This window comes from Ottowia sp., assembly GCF_046348305.1.
Classification (GTDB): domain Bacteria; phylum Pseudomonadota; class Gammaproteobacteria; order Burkholderiales; family Burkholderiaceae_C; genus Ottowia.
On record NZ_JAXMEM010000003.1, the window covers coordinates 761,748 to 778,351 of the forward strand.

Annotated in this window: 13 protein-coding genes and 1 tRNA gene; 12 read left to right on the forward strand and 2 right to left on the reverse strand. The window is 69.0% G+C overall.

Annotated features, from left to right (window positions below; translation table 11 throughout):
* Positions 1-55: 55 nt before the first annotated feature.
* From U1F38_RS03660 to ispF, 3 genes are all read left to right on the forward strand, one after another.
* Positions 56-2,386 carry a xanthine dehydrogenase family protein molybdopterin-binding subunit gene (locus U1F38_RS03660; protein WP_409985681.1) on the forward strand — a complete coding sequence of 777 codons (2,331 nt, stop codon included), beginning with the start codon at positions 56-58 and terminating at the stop codon, positions 2,384-2,386.
* A gap of 73 nt (positions 2,387-2,459) precedes the next feature.
* Positions 2,460-3,164, forward strand: a complete 705-nt coding sequence (ispD, locus tag U1F38_RS03665; RefSeq protein ID WP_409985682.1) for a 2-C-methyl-D-erythritol 4-phosphate cytidylyltransferase — start codon at positions 2,460-2,462, stop codon at positions 3,162-3,164.
* Positions 3,161-3,673 (forward strand): 2-C-methyl-D-erythritol 2,4-cyclodiphosphate synthase, encoded by a 513-nt coding sequence (gene ispF, locus U1F38_RS03670; RefSeq protein WP_409985683.1) that lies wholly within the window; start codon positions 3,161-3,163, stop codon positions 3,671-3,673. Before ispD ends, ispF begins: the two co-directional genes overlap by 4 nt.
* Positions 3,674-3,756: 83 nt before the next feature.
* Here the strand turns inward: ispF and U1F38_RS03675 are convergent, their stop codons facing one another.
* A complete protein-coding gene (locus tag U1F38_RS03675; protein WP_409985684.1) occupies positions 3,757-5,232 on the reverse strand; it encodes an ATP-binding protein in 1,476 nt (491 codons plus the stop codon).
* Positions 5,233-5,262: 30 nt separating this feature from the next.
* Complete coding sequence (ompR, locus tag U1F38_RS03680) at positions 5,263-5,994, reverse strand: two-component system response regulator OmpR (RefSeq protein ID WP_409985797.1); 732 nt, start codon at positions 5,992-5,994, stop codon at positions 5,263-5,265.
* Between the two features lie 192 nt (positions 5,995-6,186).
* Here ompR and U1F38_RS03685 point away from each other — a divergent pair, with 192 nt between their 5' ends.
* The 9 genes from U1F38_RS03685 to U1F38_RS03725 all read left to right on the forward strand — a co-directional run bounded on the left by U1F38_RS03685 (position 6,187) and on the right by U1F38_RS03725 (position 16,595).
* Entirely contained in the window at positions 6,187-6,504 is a 318-nt protein-coding gene (locus U1F38_RS03685; protein WP_409985685.1) for a hypothetical protein, read from the forward strand.
* Positions 6,505-6,622: 118 nt separating this feature from the next.
* The gene (locus tag U1F38_RS03690; RefSeq protein ID WP_409985686.1) at positions 6,623-7,549 is read left to right on the forward strand and encodes an alpha/beta fold hydrolase; all 927 of its coding nucleotides are present in this window, start codon (positions 6,623-6,625) and stop codon (positions 7,547-7,549) included.
* Positions 7,546-9,756, forward strand: coding sequence for a RelA/SpoT family protein (locus U1F38_RS03695; RefSeq protein ID WP_409985687.1), 2,211 nt, complete (start codon positions 7,546-7,548; stop codon positions 9,754-9,756). The genes U1F38_RS03690 and U1F38_RS03695 overlap by 4 nt, the downstream gene beginning before the upstream one ends.
* Before the next feature lie 221 nt (positions 9,757-9,977).
* Positions 9,978-10,949, forward strand: a complete 972-nt coding sequence (locus U1F38_RS03700) for an IS110 family transposase (RefSeq protein ID WP_409985785.1) — start codon at positions 9,978-9,980, stop codon at positions 10,947-10,949.
* A 177-nt stretch (positions 10,950-11,126) separates the two neighbouring features.
* Positions 11,127-11,203 (forward strand) — tRNA-Val (locus tag U1F38_RS03705).
* A gap of 82 nt (positions 11,204-11,285) precedes the next feature.
* Positions 11,286-11,762 (forward strand): VOC family protein, encoded by a 477-nt coding sequence (locus U1F38_RS03710; protein WP_409985688.1) that lies wholly within the window; start codon positions 11,286-11,288, stop codon positions 11,760-11,762.
* Positions 11,763-11,887: 125 nt separating this feature from the next.
* Positions 11,888-13,717, forward strand: a complete 1,830-nt coding sequence (locus U1F38_RS03715; protein WP_409985689.1) for an FAD-dependent oxidoreductase — start codon at positions 11,888-11,890, stop codon at positions 13,715-13,717.
* Entirely contained in the window at positions 13,714-15,543 is a 1,830-nt protein-coding gene (locus U1F38_RS03720; protein WP_409985690.1) for a 2-oxoacid:acceptor oxidoreductase subunit alpha, read from the forward strand. The genes U1F38_RS03715 and U1F38_RS03720 overlap by 4 nt, the downstream gene beginning before the upstream one ends.
* Positions 15,540-16,595, forward strand: a complete 1,056-nt coding sequence (locus U1F38_RS03725; protein WP_409985691.1) for a 2-oxoacid:ferredoxin oxidoreductase subunit beta — start codon at positions 15,540-15,542, stop codon at positions 16,593-16,595. The genes U1F38_RS03720 and U1F38_RS03725 overlap by 4 nt, the downstream gene beginning before the upstream one ends.
* Positions 16,596-16,604: the final 9 nt, after the last annotated feature.

Sequence of the window (16,604 nt, forward strand, 5' to 3'; positions counted from 1 at the left end):
CCGGCAGCAGGCCGCCCTATAGTCCCGGCTTCACCGGCCCACCTGTCCGCTCACCATGACCGATGCATCCACTCCCGTCGCCGCGCGCTTTGGCAGCGGCCAGGCCGTGCGCCGCCTGGAGGACGATGCGCTGCTGCAGGGGCGCGGGCGCTACACCGACGACCTGGGCCAGCCCGGCGACGGTTGGGCGGTGTTCGTGCGCTCGCCGCACGCGCATGCGGTCATCCAGGGCGTGGAGGCGGACGCCGCCCGCGCCATGCCCGGCGTGCGCGGCGTGTTCAGCGGCGCCGATCTGCAGGCGGCCGGCGTGCCGCCCATGGCCACGGGCGCGCCCTTCAAGCGGGCCGACGGCAGCGACTGCGCCGGGCCCGAGCGCTACCCACTGGCGGTCGATGCGGCGCGCTTTGTCGGCGAGGCGGTGGCGCTGGTGGTGGCCGACAGCTTGCAGCAGGCGCGCGACGCCGCCGAGGCGGTGTGGGTGGACTACGCCGAGGCGCCGGCCGTGCCCAGCCTGGCGGCGGCTCTGCGTGCCGAGGTGGTGGTCACGCCCTTGGCTCCCGACAACATCGCCTGTGAGGCGCGCCATGGCGACGCAAAGGCCGCGCAGGCGGCCTTTGCGCGGGCCGCGCACATCGTCAAGCTGGACTTGACCCACCAGCGCGTGGCCGCGCTGACGCTGGAGCCGCGCAGCGTGCGCGCCGCGTGGGATGCGGCCAGCGGCCGGCTGGACATGCACCTGTCCTCGCAAATGCCCACCGGCGTGCGCGCGGCGGTGGCGGCCACGCTGGGCCTGGCGCCCGAGGCGGTGCGCGTGCGCGTGGGCGACGTCGGCGGCGGCTTTGGCATGAAGACCGGCGCCTACCCCGAAGATGTGGCCGTGGCCTGGGCTGCGCGCGCCACCGGCCGGCCGGTGCGCTGGGCGGCCGAGCGCAGCGAGGAATTTTTGAGCACCACGCATGGGCGCGATTTGCAGGCGCACCTTGAACTGGCGCTGGATGCGAGCGGCCGCATCCTGGCGCTGCGGGCTCATTCACAGGCCAACGTGGGCGCCTATGCGCTGACCACCGGCGTGGTCATTCAGCTGCTGATCGGCCCCTGGGTGCAGACCAGCGTCTATCACGTGCCGGTGATCGACTTTCACTTTCGCGCCGCGCTGACCCACCAGGCGCCCACCGGGGCGTATCGCGGCGCGGGCCGGCCCGAGGCCATCTTCAACATCGAGCGCCTGATGGACGAGGCGGCGCGCCAGACCGGCATCGACCGCGTTCAGCTGCGCCGGCGCAACTTCATCCGGCCCGAGCAGATGCCCTACACCAACCCCATGGGCCAGACCTATGACGTGGGGCGCTTCGAGCACGTGCTGGATCAGGCGCTGCCGCTGGCCGACTGGGACGGCTTTGCGGCGCGCGCGGCGCAGTCGAAAGCGCGCGGGCTGTGGCGCGGTCTGGGCATTGCCACCTTTCTGGAATGGACGGGAGGCAACGCCTTCGAGGAACGCGTCACGGTGGACGTCAAATCGGATGGCTTCATCGAAGTCTATTCCGCCGTCAACCAAATGGGCCAGGGCATTGCCACCTCGCTGGCGCAACTGGTGGTCGATGTCTTCGACGTGCCGATCGAGCGCGTGCGCGTGGTGCTGGGCGACACCGACCGCGGCAACGGCTTTGGCAGTGCGGGCTCGCGCTCGCTGTTCACCGGCGGATCGGCCATGCACAGCGGCGCCGAGCGCACGGTGCAAGAGGCCCGGCAGCTCGCCGCGCGCGAGCTGGAGGCCGCGCCCGAGGACATCCGCTACGCCGCCGGCCGCTTTGCCGTGGCCGGCACCGATCACGCCATCGACCTGTTCGAGCTGGCCGGCAAGCAGCCCAGGGGCCATATCTGGGTTGAGCACACGCACACCGTGGCGGGGCCCACCTGGCCCAACGGCGCGCACATCTGCGAGGTCGAGCTCGACCCGCAGACCGGCGTGGTGCAGCTGGTGGCCTATGCCAGCGTCAACGACGTGGGCCGCGTGGTCAACCCGCTGATCGTGCGCGGGCAACTGGACGGCGGGGCGGTGCAGGGCATTGGCCAGGCGCTGCTGGAGCGCGTGGTGTATGACGCGTCGTCCGGCCAGCTGCTCACCGGCAGCCTGATGGACTATGCCGCGCCGCACGCCGACGACATCGCCGCGCACTTCAAGACCGAGATGGACCAGTCCACGCCCTGCACCAACAACGCCATGGGCGTGAAGGGCGTGGGCGAGCTGGGCACCATCGGCGCCACGCCCTGCGTGGTCAATGCCGTGGCCGATGCGCTGGCGCGTGCCGGCCGGCCCGAGCTGGCACCCCGCCTGCAAATGCCCTTGAGTCCGGCGCGGCTGTGGGCGCTGCTGCAGTCGGCCTGATCGGTTTTCAAGCCAAATTGGCCGCGGGCGCCCGCCCATCAAGCGCAAGCAGCTACCAATACAATAGTGCACGATGCCCGCTGACGCCCCCCGCTGCTTTGCCCTGCTGCCCTGCGCCGGCAGCGGCTCGCGCGCCGGCACGGCGCAGCCCAAGCAGTACCACCCGGTGGCCGGCCAGCCGCTGGTGCGCCACACGCTGGCGGCCTTCGCCAAGGTGCCGCGCATCGCCCGCGTGCTGGTGGTGGTGGCGCCGGGCGACGAACGGCTGGACGATGTGGAGGCGCCGATCGAGGTGGCCCCCTGCGGCGGCGCCACGCGCGCCGAGAGCGTGCTCAATGGCCTGACGCACCTGCGGGCCAGCGGCGCCGCAGCGCATGACTGGGTGCTGGTGCACGATGCGGCGCGCTGTCTCGTCACGCCTGCGCAGATCGAGGCGCTGATCGACGCTTGCCAGGCGGATGCGGTGGGCGGCCTGCTGGCGCTGCCGCTGGCCGATACGCTGAAGGCAGCCGCTGCCGATGGCCGCGTCGACGCGACGCTGGCGCGTGCCGACAAGTGGCTGGCGCAGACGCCGCAGATGTTCCGACTGGGCGCGCTGCGTGATGCGCTGGCGGCGCATGCCGCGCAGGGCTTTGCCGGCATCACCGACGAGGCCAGCGCCATCGAGGCGACGGGCCAGCGGCCGCTGCTGGTGCGCGGCAGCGCGCAGAATTTCAAGGTCACGTATCCGGAGGACTTTGCCTTGGCCGAAGCCATCTTGGGGAGCCGCGGCGCATGAGCCCAACCCCCGCAACTCCCGCACCGAACGCGCCGCCGTTTCGCATCGGCGAAGGCTGGGACGTGCACGCGCTGGTGCCTGGCCGGCCGCTGGTGATCGGCGGCGTCACCATTGCGCACACGCACGGCCTGCTGGGCCATTCCGACGCCGACGTGCTGCTGCACGCCATCACCGACGCGCTGCTGGGCGCGGCCGGCCTGGGCGACATCGGCACGCATTTTCCGGATACGGACGCGGCGTTCAGGGGCGCCGACTCGGCCGCGCTGCTGGCCGAGGCGTTTGCCCGCGTGCAGGCCAGCGGCTGGCGCGTGGGCAATGTGGACGCCACCGTGGTGGCGCAGGCGCCGCGCCTGGGGCCGCACCGTGCGGCAATGGTGGCGCGCATCGCCGCGCTGTTGCAGGTCGATGCGGACCGGGTCAACGTCAAGGCCAAGACGGCCGAGCGCCTGGGGCCGGTGGGGCAGGGCGTGGCGATCGAGGCGCGCGCCGTGATGCTTCTGATTCGATAGCTGGCAACCCGCACGCAACGGGCGCGCAGGACCTGTGCGGCCATTTCATCCCTCGGCACGACACAGCCAGGGATGCCTTTTTTCTAGGCGCCGCTGGACGGAACGGAGCCGGGCGACGTGCTCTCGCCGCCCTCGGCGCGCCGCAGGTGGATCAAGACCATCAGCCCGCCGCTGGGGTTGTTGGCCAACTGCATGCTGCCGCCCATGCTCTCGATCATCTTGGCCACGATGGACAGGCCCAGCCCGGCGCCGGTGGCCGCGGTGCGCGCCGTGTCGCCGCGGAAAAACGGGCGCGTGAGCAGCGGCAACTGCTCGGGCGGCACGCCCGGGCCCTGGTCGCGCACGCGCAGCATGACCCAGCCGTCGTGCGCGGTGGCGGCGATGCGCACGCGTGCGATGCCGTCCTCGGGTGAGCGGCCGTAGCGGCGGGCGTTTTCCAGCAGGTTGGAGAGCACGCGCGAGAGCTCGATCTCGTCGCCGATCACGCGGTAGTGGGGGTTGATGTTGACGTCCACGCGCATGTCCTCGTGCACGGCGAAGGGCTGCACCCAGGCCTGCACCAGCTCGGCCAGCGGCAGTTTCTCCAGCGCGGCGCGATCGGGCCGGGCGTAGTCCAGGAACTTGCCGATGATGGCGTCCACCTGCGTGATGTCGGCGGCCATGTGCTCGCGTGCCTCGGCGTCGGGCACGCTCATCTCGGTTTCCAGCCGCAGCCGCGCCAGCGGGGTGCGCAAGTCGTGCGAGATGCCGGCCAGCATCTCGGCGCGGTCCTGCTCGATCTGCGAGAGCTGGTCGGCCATGCGGTTGAAGCCGATGTTGACCTCGCGCACTTCGGTGGACAGGGCGTTTTCGTCCAGCCGAGACTGTTGGTAGTTGCCTTCGCGCACGTGGGCAGCGGCGATCGACAGCTGCTTGAGCGGCCGGTTGATCAGGCGCGCCAGCAGCGCTGCGCCGATCACCGACAGCGCGCCCAGCGTGGCCAGCCACACCACCCAGGTGGGCCCGCCCAGCAGGGCGCCCACGCGCGAGCGGTCCATCAGCAGCCAGTACGAGTCGCCTTCGATCGAAAAGCCCACCCACAGGCCGGTCTCGCCGTTGACGCTGCCGGCCACCACGGTGCCCGCGCCCAGGCGCGCGACGAGCTCGTGGCTGATGTGGCGCTCCAGCTCGTTTTGCGCGAAGGCGGTGAACTTGTCGCCCGGCTCGCGCGGCAGGATGCGCACCTTTTCCTGATCGGCCATGGTCTTGATCAGCGACACGCGGGCGATCGCGTCCGAATGGATCAGCGCCGCGCGCGAGAGGTTGACCAGCGAGGCGATCTGGCGCGCGTTGGCGATCACGCGCGGTTCGTACTCCAGCGTGCGAAACAGCTGATACCAGCCGAAGGTGCTGCTTGCCAGCAGCACGCTCACCAGCAGGAAGGTGCGCCAGAACAGGCTGATGCTGACGCGCGGCGCGCTGCGCGCGCTCTCCAGCGGCGCATTGAGGGAGTCGCTGGCGTCGAGCGCAGCGGGCCGACTGGCGTCCAGGCCCGGCTCGTTCGGCACGGCCGCGGTCATGGCGCGCTCAAGACCTCGAAGACCGCGGGATCAGGCGTTGCCGTCGGGCACGAACACGTAGCCCACGCCCCACACGGTCTGGATGTAGCGCGGGCTGGCCGGGTCCTGCTCGATCAGCTTGCGCAGGCGCGAAACCTGCACGTCCAGGCTGCGGTCGAAGGGCTCGAACTCGCGCCCGCGCGCCAGTTGCGCCAGCTTCTCGCGCGACAGCGGCTGGCGCGGGTGGCGCACCAGCGCCTTGAGCATGGCGAACTCGCCCGTGGTCAGCGAGATTTCCTCGCCGTTCTTGTGCAGCGCGCGCACGCCGAGGTCGAACTGGAAGGGGCCGAAGCTGACCGATTCGTTCTCGGCCGAGGGCGCGCCCGGCGCTTCCTGCGGCGGGCGGCGGCGCAGCACCGCGTGGATGCGTGCCAGCAGCTCGCGCGGGTTGAAGGGCTTGCCGAGGTAGTCGTCGGCGCCCACCTCGAGGCCGACGATGCGATCCACGTCCTCGCCCTTGGCGGTGAGCATGATCACCGGGGTCTTGTCGCCCGCGGCGCGCAGGCGCCGACATACCGACAGGCCGTCTTCGCCCGGCATCATCAGATCGAGCACGATCAGATCGATCGTCTCGCGCAGCATGATGCGCGCCAGCGCCTTGGCGTCTTCGGCGACGATCACCTCAAAGCCTTCTTGCGTCAGATAGCGGCGCAGCAGGTCGCGAATGCGGGCGTCGTCGTCGACGACGACGATCTTGTCGGTGTGGTTGACTGCCTGGTTCATCTTGTGAATGGACTTGGGTTGGGGCACGTCGGCCGGATTTGTAACAGGCCCATTGTGACCTTGATGCAACGCGATCCGCGTCGCATCGGCCGATGATTTTCAGCATGTTACATCTGTTGCCCTGCCGACGGACGATGCGCAAGACGCATACGCACCCTGTGTGCGATCGTCGCCGGTGGCAGCAGGCACATCATGAAGTACACCCTGATCATTCTTTCCGCGGTCGGCGTTTTGGCGGGCGCGTTCGCCGCCTGGGCGCAGTCCGAGGCGGCCGACCCGCCCGCCAGCCCGCCGGTTGCCGACAAGGCGGTCGAGCGGGGGGCCGCGCGCTCGCCGCTGTGGATGACCGTGGAGGCGCAATACCGCCAGCGCGGCGCGGAACCCGGGGGTGACGATCGGCGCCTGACGCCGGACCAGCGCCTTGAGCTGCGCGAGCAAATCCGGCGCGGCATTGCACCGGGTGCATCAAGCGGCGAGCGCGGCGCCGGGGTGCAGGCGACGGCGCGCTGAGCGCGGCGCGGTCGGGCGCCGGCGCGGCTTGCGGCCCTGCGCGCGGGCCGCGGGCCGATTGTTTTAGGATGCCGAAAGCGGGTGTTTTGTCGCCCCGGTTTCCTGTCTCGCATCCACCATGTCCGAGCCCGCGCTGCATCACGTTTCCTGTCCCGAGCCCTCCGGTGGCCACCGCATGGCGTGGTGGCAATGGGGCGATGCGCGGGCGCCGCGCGTGGTGGTGTGCGTGCATGGCCTGACGCGCCAGGGACGCGACTTCGACGTGCTGGCCCGGGCGCTGCAAGCCCAGGCCCAGGCCGCCGGGCAGGGCGTGCGCGTGGTCTGTCCCGACGTCGTCGGCCGCGGCCAGAGCGACTGGCTGCGCGAGCCCATGGGCTACCAATACACCACCTACGTGGCCGACATGCTCACGCTGCTGGCGCAACTGCATGCGCAGGCGCCCATCACGCAACTGGACTGGGTGGGCACCAGCATGGGCGGCATCATCGGCATGCTGATGGCGGGCACGCCGGGCTTGCCGCTGCCGGTGCCCGTGGCGCGGCTGGTGCTCAACGACGTGGGGCCCGGCATCGAATGGTCGGGCATCCGGCGCATTCAGGCCTATGTCGGGCAGGCGCCCGCGCGCTTTGCGACGCCGGAGGACGCGGCCGCCTGGCTGCGCACGCTGTCCGCCGGCTTCGGCCCCATTTCGGACGCCGACTGGATGACCCTGACACGGCCCATGCTCAAGCCGCAGCCGGACGGCGGCTGGCGGCTGCACGACGACCCGGCGATCGCCACACCCATGCTCGAGTTGACGGCCGATGCGGTGGCGCAGGGCGAAGCAACGCTGTGGCAGGCCTATGAAAACACGCGCGCGGCGACCTTGTTGCTGCATGGCATCGAGTCCGACCTGCTGACGGCGGCCACCGTTCGCCGCATGTGCGCGTGCGGCCCGCGTGCGCGCCTGGTCGAGTTTGCCGGCGTGGGCCACGCGCCCATGCTGATCGACGACGACCAGGTGCGCGTGGTGCTGGAGTTTCTGACGCCCAAGGAGGCAGCATGAAGACCGCCAGCCTGTCCGTCGGCCAGGCCGGCGCGCCCGTGGCGGGCGTGGTGTCCGCCGTCAACGAGTCGGAAGCCCAAGCGGGCATGCGCGAGCGCGCGCGCGCCTTTGCCGAACCCCTGCTGGCCGGCGAAACCACCGCGTCGGGCGAAAACCTGCTGGCCCACGCCGACGCCGTGGCCGACATCCTGGCCGGCATCGGCGGCGCAGAGTCGATCCAGGCGGCTGCCTACCTCGGCTACGCCTGCGCGCAGCTCAATCGTCCGGAGGAGGTGATCGGCAAGGCTTTTGGCGAGAACTTCGCCCGCCTGGCGCTGGAGACGGCCCGGCTCGAGCAGTTGCAGCAACGCTCGCGTGCCGGCCGTGTCGATCAGCCCACCGACTCCGAGCAGGCCAGCCAGCAGACCGAGGCCGTGCGCAAGATGCTGCTGGCCTTCTCGCGCGATTTGCGCGTGGTGCTGCTGCGCCTGGCCTCGCGCCTGCAAACCCTGCGCTGGTGCGCGGCCCAGCGCCTGCCGCTGGCGCCCAGCGTGCTGCGCGAGGCGCACGAGGTGTTTGCGCCCCTGGCCAACCGCCTGGGCATCTGGCAGATCAAGTGGGAGATGGAAGACCTCATCTTTCGCGCCCAGGAGCCGGGTACCTACCGCGAGATCGCCCGCCTGCTGGACGAAAAACGCAGCGAGCGCGAGGCCGCGCTGGAGCAGCGCCGCGCCGAGATCGAGACCGCGCTGCGCGCACAGGGCATCAATGCCACGGTCAGCGGCCGGCCCAAGCACATCAGCTCCATCGTGCGCAAGATGCGCGGCAAGGGCCTGGACTTCGAGCACGTGTTCGATGTGCGCGCGCTGCGCATCATCGTGGTCAGCGTGGCCGACTGCTACGCCGCGCTGGACTGGGTGCATCAGCACTTTGCCCCCGTGCCCGGCGAGTTCGACGACTACATCGCCAAACCCAAGGTCAATGGCTACCAGTCGCTGCATACCGTGGTGCGCGACACCGAGGGTCGCGCGTGGGAGATCCAGATCCGCACCCGCGCCATGCACGAGCACGCCGAGCACGGCGTGGCCGCGCACTGGGCTTACAAGGAAGCGGGCGCCAAGGGCTACGCCGGCGTCAGTGCCGCCAGCCAGTACGACGCCAAGATCGCCGTGCTGCGCCAGCTATTGGCCTGGGAGCGCGACCTCTCCGGCAGCGCCGCCCAGCACGGCCTGCTGGACGACCGCATCTACGTGCTGACACCCGAGGCGGCCGTGGTCGAGCTGCCCGCCGGCGCCACGCCGGTGGATTTTGCCTACACCGTGCACACCGACCTGGGCCACCGCTGCCGCGGTGCGCGCGTGGACGGCGTGATGGTGCCGCTGAACACGCCGCTGGCCAATGGTCAGACGGTGGCCATCACCGCCGCCAAGGAGGGCGGCCCCTCGCGCGACTGGCTCAATGCCGAACTGGGCTATCTGGCCTCGGCGCGCGCCAAGGCCAAGGTGCGCGCCTGGTTCAACGCCCAGCACGCGCGCGAGACCATTGCCCGCGGCCGCGAGATGGTCGAAAAGCTCTTGCAGCGCGAGGGCCGCACCGCCGTTGCGCTCGACCAGCTGGCCGCCAGCCTGGGCTTCAAAACCCCTGATGCGCTGTTCGAGACCGTGGGCAAGGACGAGCTGTCGCTGCGCAGCATCGCCCACGCCCTGCACCCGCCCGAGCCCGCGCCCAGCGCCGACGCGGCCGTGCTGCAGCGCAAGACCGCGCAGGGGACGCCGGCGCGCGGCGGGGTGCTGGTGGTCGGCCTCGACTCGCTGCTGACCCAACCCGCGCGCTGCTGCAAGCCCGCGCCGCCCGACCCCATTGCCGGCTACGTCACGCGCGGGCGCGGGGTCAGCGTGCACCGACGCGACTGCCCCAGTTTTCGCGACCTGCAGGCGCGCGACCCGGACCGCGTCATCGACGTGGCCTGGAGCACGCCCGCCACCGGTCGCGCGCCGGCCTACCCGGTGGACGTGTCGGTCGAGGCGGTCGATCGCCAGGGCCTGCTGCGCGACATCTCCGATGTGTTCGCGCGCGAGAAGATGAACGTGATCGGCGTGCAGACCCAGTCGGTCAAGGGCTGGGCCTGGATGACTTTTACCGTCGAGGTGAGCGACACGGCGCGCCTGGCGCAGGTCCTGAAGCTGGTGCAAGACGTGGCGGGCGTGCGCCGGGCCCGACGCAACTGAGGTGAAACACCCCCGGTTTCCACTCGCTGCACGATGTTTCGCCCACCCCTTGTATCTTTGCAACTGCAGTCCTCGTTCAGTTGTCGTCAGTGCGCCAAACCTGCCTCCCCCTGGAGCCTTGAGTTCGACCTTGAGCAATCGGTCAACGCATTGACATCTTTCATCCAACCACGTAGCCCGAACAGTTGCCGATCATGAACATGCATGCACAAGGTGGGGTAGTGAGTGGCGTCGGTCGAGCCAACGCCGGTATTGATGTGTCCAAACTGCATCTCGATGCATGCGTGGGCGATCAGCATCGGCGCGTGCCCAACGACGCCGACGGGTGGCAGGAGCTGATCAATCAGTTCAAGAGCACCGATGTTGATTTGGTGGTCATCGAGGCCACTGGTGGCTACGAGCGTGAACTGGTGTGGGCGCTGCAACGTGCCGGCATTGCGGTCGCGCGTGTCAATCCGCGTCAGAGCCACGACTTCGCCAAGTCGATGGGTGAGTTGGCCAAGACCGACAAGGTCGATGCCCGCATCCTGCGCGACTTTGCCGACGTGTTGGCGCGCCACAAGGATCGAGCCAAATACATCACGCCTATGGAGGATGTCCGGCGCCAGGAGTTGGCAGTGCTGATGACACGGCGTCGGCAGCTCATCGAGATGCGAGTGGCTGAAGGCCACCGCTTGGAGCAGGCCAGCGCACGCGCCGCGCGCAGCATCAAAGCCGTCCTCGGGATGCTGGACAAGCAGATCGCGGCCATTGATGCGGACGCCGACTCGCACCTGGATCGACACTTCAAGCAGCAGCGCGCGTTGCTCGACAGTGTCAAGGGCGTCGGTCCGGTGGCGATTCTCACCCTGAGCGCGGCGCTGCCCGAATTGGGCCGGCTCAAGCGACGCCAGATCGCCAAGCTGGTGGGTGTGGCTCCCCTGGCCAATGATTCGGGCGAGCGCAGTGGCAAGCGTCGTATCTGGGGTGGGCGCGCCGAGGTGCGGGCCGTGGTGTACATGGCCGCGCTCTCAGCCATTCGCTACAACCCCGTGTTCAAGGTCTTCTATGAGCGTTTGCTACAAGCGGGCAAACCCAAGAAAGTGGCCATCGTCGCTTGCATGCGCAAGCTCTTGACGATTCTCAACGCCATGCTCAGAGATAAAACCGCCTGGGATCTGTCCAAGCATGAAAATTTCATTCAACAGACTTGACTTGAGAACACAGTTGCTCAAGGGGCATCGCCAGTGACCGGGGAAACCCCGGCCACGGCGATCGCTGGCATGGTCTGCTCCGCGGCCATCGGGCTGTTGGCGTTTCATCGGCTGCGGGCGGCGCGCAACGCCATGGAAACCTGATTTGCTATACTTGCCGGCTTCGAATCGATTTTCAGGCGCGTAGCTCAGTTGGTTAGAGCACCACCTTGACATGGTGGGGGTCGTTGGTTCGAATCCAATCGCGCCTACCAAAAAAATCAAGCACCTGGCAGCCCTGTCGGGTGCTTTTTTCTTGGCGGCACGCCCGCCTTGTCGTCAAGCATCGAGGTCATCATGTCCCGTCCATTCAAGGTTCTCGGCATTCAGCAAGTGGCCATCGGCGGCCCCGACAAGCGGCGCCTGCAAACCCTGTGGGTGGACATGCTGGGCCTGACGCCCACCGGCACGTTCCAGAGCGAGCGCGAGAACGTGGACGAAGACATCTGCGCCATGGGCAGCGGCCCGTTCAAGGTCGAGGTTGACCTGATGCAGCCGCTCGACCCCGACAAGAAGCCCGCCGTGCACGCCACGCCGCTGAACCACGTGGGCCTGTGGATCGACGACTTGCCCAAGGCCGTCGAGTGGCTGACGGCGCGCGGCGTGCGCTTTGCGCCGGGTGGCATCCGCCAGGGCGCGGCGGGTTACGACATCACGTTTATGCATCCCAAGGCCAACGCTGAGTTTCCGATCGCGGGCGAGGGCGTGCTGATCGAGCTGGTGCAGGCACCGCCCGAGGTGATCGCGGCTTTTGCCGCCCTGCAATCGGCCTGAGCGGTGCCCGGTCTCGACTTGGGGTTGACGAGAGCAGCGGCGGGCGCTCTCCGGGCGTAAACTGTTCGTTACACGCGTGCGGTTCGGCCGTGCGCCGACGATCGCTTGAGCCCGGAGACCCTTGCATGCGCGCGACGAACACCGGCGACCCCGCCTACTACCACAAGGTGGTGGATTGCCAATGGGCCTGCCCGGCCCATACCCCCGTGCCCGAATACCTGCGGCTGATCGCGCAGGGCCGCTACGCCGAGTCGTACATGGTCAACTGGGTGTCCAACGTGTTTCCGGGCATCCTGGGGCGCACCTGCGACCGGCCCTGCGAGCCGGCTTGCCGGCGCGGGCGGGTGGAAGAGGCCAACGCCGCCAAGCCCGAGCCGGTGGCCATCTGCCGCTTGAAGCGCGTGGCCGCCGACCTGAAGGGCGACGTGGAGGCGCGCATGCCGCAGCCCGCGGCGCAACCCAACGGCAAGCGCATCGCCTGCGTGGGTGCCGGGCCGGCTTCGCTCACGGTGGCGCGCGACCTGGCGCCGCTGGGCTACGCGGTGACGGTGTTCGACGGCGAGGCCAAGGCCGGCGGCTTCATGCACCAGCAGATCCCGCGCTTTCGCCTGCCCGAGAGCGTGATCGACGAGGAAACCGGCTACGTCTTTGCCTTGGGCGCCGAGTTCAGGAGCGGCCAGCGCATCGACTCGATGCAGGCGCTGCTGGCCGAGGGCTGGGATGCGGTGTTCGTCGGCAGCGGCGCGCCGCGCGGGCGCGACCTGGATATCCCGGGTCGCCGCGAGGCCGCCCGGCACATCCACATCGGCATCGACTGGCTGGCCTCGGTGTCCTTCGGCCACGTCAAGAGCATCGGCCAGCGCGTGGTCGTGCTGGGCGGCGGCAACACCGCGATGGACTGTTGCCGCTCGGCGCGCCGCCTGGGCGGCCAGGACGTGAAGGTCATCGTGCGCTCGGGTTTCGACGAGATGAAGGCATCGCCCTGGGAGAAGGAAGACGCCCAGCACGAGGGCATTCCGATCATCAACATGCATGTGCCCAAGGCTTTCGTGCACGAGGGCGACCGGCTGACCGGCATGACGTTCGAGATCGTGCGTGCCGAGCGCGACGCCAAGGGCCGGCGCCGTTTGGTGCCCACGGGCGAGCCCGAGGTGTTTGTCGCCTGCGATGACGTGCTGATCGCCGTCGGCCAGGAAAACGCCTTTCCCTGGATCGAGCGCGACGTGGGCATCGCCTTTGGCGAATGGGGACTGCCGGTGGTCGACGAGCGCACGTTTCAATCGACGCTGCCGCGGGTGTTCTTCGGCGGCGATGCGGCCTTCGGGCCCAAGAACATCATCACCGCGGTTGCGCACGGCCATGAGGCGGCGGTGTCGATCGACCTGTTTTTGACCGGGCAGGACGTGGCCCAGCGCCCCGCGCCCTGGGCCAACCTGGTGTCGCAAAAAATGGGCATCCACGAGTGGAGCTACGACCACGACCCCAGCAACGACCTGCGCTACAAGGTGCCCTGGGCCAAGGCCGAGGCGGCGCTCGCCAGCATCCAGGTGGAGGTGGAGCTGGGTTTCGACGCCCGCACCGCCTTCAAGGAGGCGTCGCGCTGCCTCAACTGTGACGTGCAGACGGTGTTCACGCCCAAGCTGTGCATCGAGTGCGATGCCTGCGTGGACATCTGCCCGATGGACTGCATCAGCTTCACCCTGAATGGGGACGAGACCGACCTGCGCGGGCGTTTGAGCGCGCCGGCGCTGAACCTGACGCAGGACCTGCTGGTGTCCGATCCGGTGACCACCGGCCGCGTGATGGTCAAGGACGAGGACGTGTGCCTGCACTGCGGCCTGTGCGCCGAGCGTTGTCCGACGGGAGCCTGGGACATGCAAAAATTCCTGCTGCACACCACCAAGGCTGGTGGCGCGGCCGGCACCATCGGCGTGCGCGAGGGGGCCGCAGCATGACGCAGATCACCGCCGTCAACGACTTCGTCATCAAGTTCGCCAACGTCAACGGCTCGGGTTCGGCCAGCGCCAACGAGCTGTTTGCCAAGGCCATCCTGCGCATGGGCGTGCCGGTCAGCCCGCGCAACATCTTTCCCAGCAACATCCAGGGCCTGCCCACCTGGTACGAGGTGCGCGTGAGCGAGAAGGGTTACCTGGGCCGGCGCGGCGGCATCGACATGATGGTGGCCATGAACCCGCAGACCTGGGCCGCCGACGTGGAGGAGATCGAACCCGGCGGCTACCTGCTGTATGACAGCACGCGCCTGCGCCCGCGCGAGGAGCTGCGCGACGACGTCACGGTGATCGGCATTCCGCTGACCGAGATCTGCAATGCCGTCTACAGCGACCCGCGCCAGCGCCAGCTGTTCAAGAACATCATGGCGCTGGGCGCGCTGTCGATGCTGCTGGACATGGACGTCGCCGTCATCGAGGCCTTGCTGGCCGAGCAGTACAGGGGCAAGGAAAAACTGATTGCCTCCAACGTGCAGGCGCTGAACCTGGGGCGCGACTTCGTGCACGAGAACCTGGCGCATCCCCTGCCCATCCGGGTGGAGCGCGCGCACCGCGTGGGCCAGCGCATCTTCGTCGATGGCAACACCGCCGCCGGCCTGGGGGCGGTGTACGGCGGCGCCACGGTGTGCGCGTGGTACCCCATCACGCCCTCCACCTCGGTGGCCGAGGCCTTCATGGCCTATTGCGCCAGGTTCCGGGTGGACGCCGAAGGCCGCCACCAATACGCCATCGTGCAGGCCGAGGACGAGCTGGCCTCGATCGGCATGGTGGTGGGCGCGGGCTGGAACGGTGCGCGGGCGTTTACCGCCACCTCGGGGCCGGGCATCTCGCTGATGACCGAGTTCATCGGCCTGGCGTACTTTGCCGAGATTCCGGTCACCCTCATCAACGTGCAGCGCGGCGGCCCGTCCACCGGCATGCCCACGCGCACCCAGCAGGCCGACCTGATCGCCTGCGCCTATGCCTCGCACGGCGACACCAAGCACGTGCTGCTGTTCCCTGAAGATCCGAAGGAATGCTTCGAACTCACCGCCGCGGCGCTGGACCTGGCCGACCGTCTGCAAACCCCGGTGTTCGTGATGACCGACCTGGACATCGGCATGAACCAGCGCCTGTGCGAGCCGCTGACCTGGGACGACGCGCGCCAGTACGACCGCGGCAAGGTGATGACGGCCAACGACCTGGAGACGCACGACTTCGGCCGCTACAAGGACGTGGACGGCGACGGCATCCCCTGGCGCACGCTGCCGGGCACGCATCCCACGCGCGGCAGCTACTTCACGCGCGGCACCACACGCGACGCCTATGCCCGCTATTCCGAGCGCGGCGCCGACTACGTCTACAACGTCGAGCGCCTGCTGAAGAAGTTCGCCACCGCCGCCACCCTGGTTCCGCCTCCGGTGCCGCGCCCGGCCGCCCGGCGCACGCGGCTGGGCGTGATCTTTTTCGGCTCCACCAGTTGCGCCATGCACGAGGCGCTGGACGTGCTGGCCGCCCAGGGCATCCACGTCAACGCCCTGCGGCTGCGCGCCTTTCCGTTTGCCGCCAGCGTCAATGAGTTCATCGCCGCGCACGAGACGGTGTTCGTGGTCGAGCAAAACCGCGACGCGCAGCTGCGCTCGATGCTGATCAACGAGCTGGAGATCAACCCGGCCAAATTGCAGCGCGTGCTGCACTTCGACGGCACGCCGATCACCGCGCGCTTCATCACCCAGGCCATCACCGACCACGTGCATGACGCCGTCGTCACCCCGCAGGAGGCCCAGCCATGACCTACATCGCCAAGCCCCGGCTGCACCACCCCTCGCTCACGCCCAACAAGGTGGGCTACACCCGGCGCGACTACGAGGGCAAGGTGTCCACCCTGTGCGCCGGCTGCGGGCACGACTCGATCTCGGCGGCCATCATTCAGGCCTGCTGGGAGCTGGACATCCAGCCGCACCGCGTGGCCAAGCTCTCGGGCATCGGCTGCTCGTCCAAGACGCCGGACTACTTCCTGGGCGCCAGCCACGGCTTCAACTCGGTGCACGGGCGCATGCCCAGCGTGCTGACCGGCGCCAACCTGGCCAACCGCGAGCTGCTGTACCTGGGTGTGTCGGGCGATGGCGACTCGGCCTCCATCGGCCTGGGCCAGTTCGCGCACGCCATGCGGCGCAACGTCAACATGGTCTATATCGTCGAGAACAACGGCGTCTACGGCCTGACCAAGGGCCAGTTCTCGGCCACCGCCGACAAGGGCAGCAAAAGCAAGAAGGGCGTCGTCAACAACGACAGCCCGGTCGATCTGGTCGGCCTGGCCATGCAGCTGGGCGCCAGCTTCGTGGCGCGCAGCTTTTCGGGCGACAAGGCGCAGCTGGTGCCGCTCATCCAGGCGGCCATGCAGCATGGCGGCGCGGCCTTCATCGACGTCATCAGCCCCTGCGTCACCTTCAACAACCACGCCGGATCCACCCGCAGCTACGACTGGGTGCGCGAGCACAACGAGGCCGTCAGCCGCATCGACCTGATCCTGGGCCGCCAGGAAATCACGGTGGACTACGCGCCCGGCGAGGTGATCGACGTCGAGCAGCACGACGGCACGATCCTGCGCCTGAAAAAACTGCACGCCGACTACGACCCGACCGACCGGGTTGCCGCCATGGCCTACATGCAGGGCCACGCGGCCAAGGGCGAGCTGGTGACGGGCCTGCTGTACCTGGAGGCCGAGGCGGGCGATCTGCACGCCGCACAGAACACCAGCGCCCGGCCGCTCAACAGCTTGGGTACGGCCGAGCTGTGTCCCGGTGTGGCGGCGCTGGACAAGCTCAATGCTGGCTGGCGCTGAAATTCCAGC

Bases quoted from the DNA above. Each gene is read 5' to 3' on its own strand.
- ompR (WP_409985797.1), bottom strand. From the start codon at position 5,994: ATGAACCAGGCAGTCAACCACACCGACAAGATCGTCGTCGTCGACGAC.
- ispF (WP_409985683.1), top strand. From the start codon at position 3,161: ATGAGCCCAACCCCCGCAACTCCCGCACCGAACGCGCCGCCGTTTCGC.
- U1F38_RS03710 (WP_409985688.1), top strand. From the start codon at position 11,286: ATGTCCCGTCCATTCAAGGTTCTCGGCATTCAGCAAGTGGCCATCGGC.
- U1F38_RS03690 (WP_409985686.1), top strand. From the start codon at position 6,623: ATGTCCGAGCCCGCGCTGCATCACGTTTCCTGTCCCGAGCCCTCCGGT.
- U1F38_RS03725 (WP_409985691.1), top strand. From the start codon at position 15,540: ATGACCTACATCGCCAAGCCCCGGCTGCACCACCCCTCGCTCACGCCC.
- U1F38_RS03720 (WP_409985690.1), top strand. From the start codon at position 13,714: ATGACGCAGATCACCGCCGTCAACGACTTCGTCATCAAGTTCGCCAAC.
- U1F38_RS03715 (WP_409985689.1), top strand. From the start codon at position 11,888: ATGCGCGCGACGAACACCGGCGACCCCGCCTACTACCACAAGGTGGTG.
- U1F38_RS03660 (WP_409985681.1), top strand. From the start codon at position 56: ATGACCGATGCATCCACTCCCGTCGCCGCGCGCTTTGGCAGCGGCCAG.
- U1F38_RS03685 (WP_409985685.1), top strand. From the start codon at position 6,187: ATGAAGTACACCCTGATCATTCTTTCCGCGGTCGGCGTTTTGGCGGGC.
- U1F38_RS03695 (WP_409985687.1), top strand. From the start codon at position 7,546: ATGAAGACCGCCAGCCTGTCCGTCGGCCAGGCCGGCGCGCCCGTGGCG.
- U1F38_RS03675 (WP_409985684.1), bottom strand. From the start codon at position 5,232: ATGACCGCGGCCGTGCCGAACGAGCCGGGCCTGGACGCCAGTCGGCCC.
- ispD (WP_409985682.1), top strand. From the start codon at position 2,460: ATGCCCGCTGACGCCCCCCGCTGCTTTGCCCTGCTGCCCTGCGCCGGC.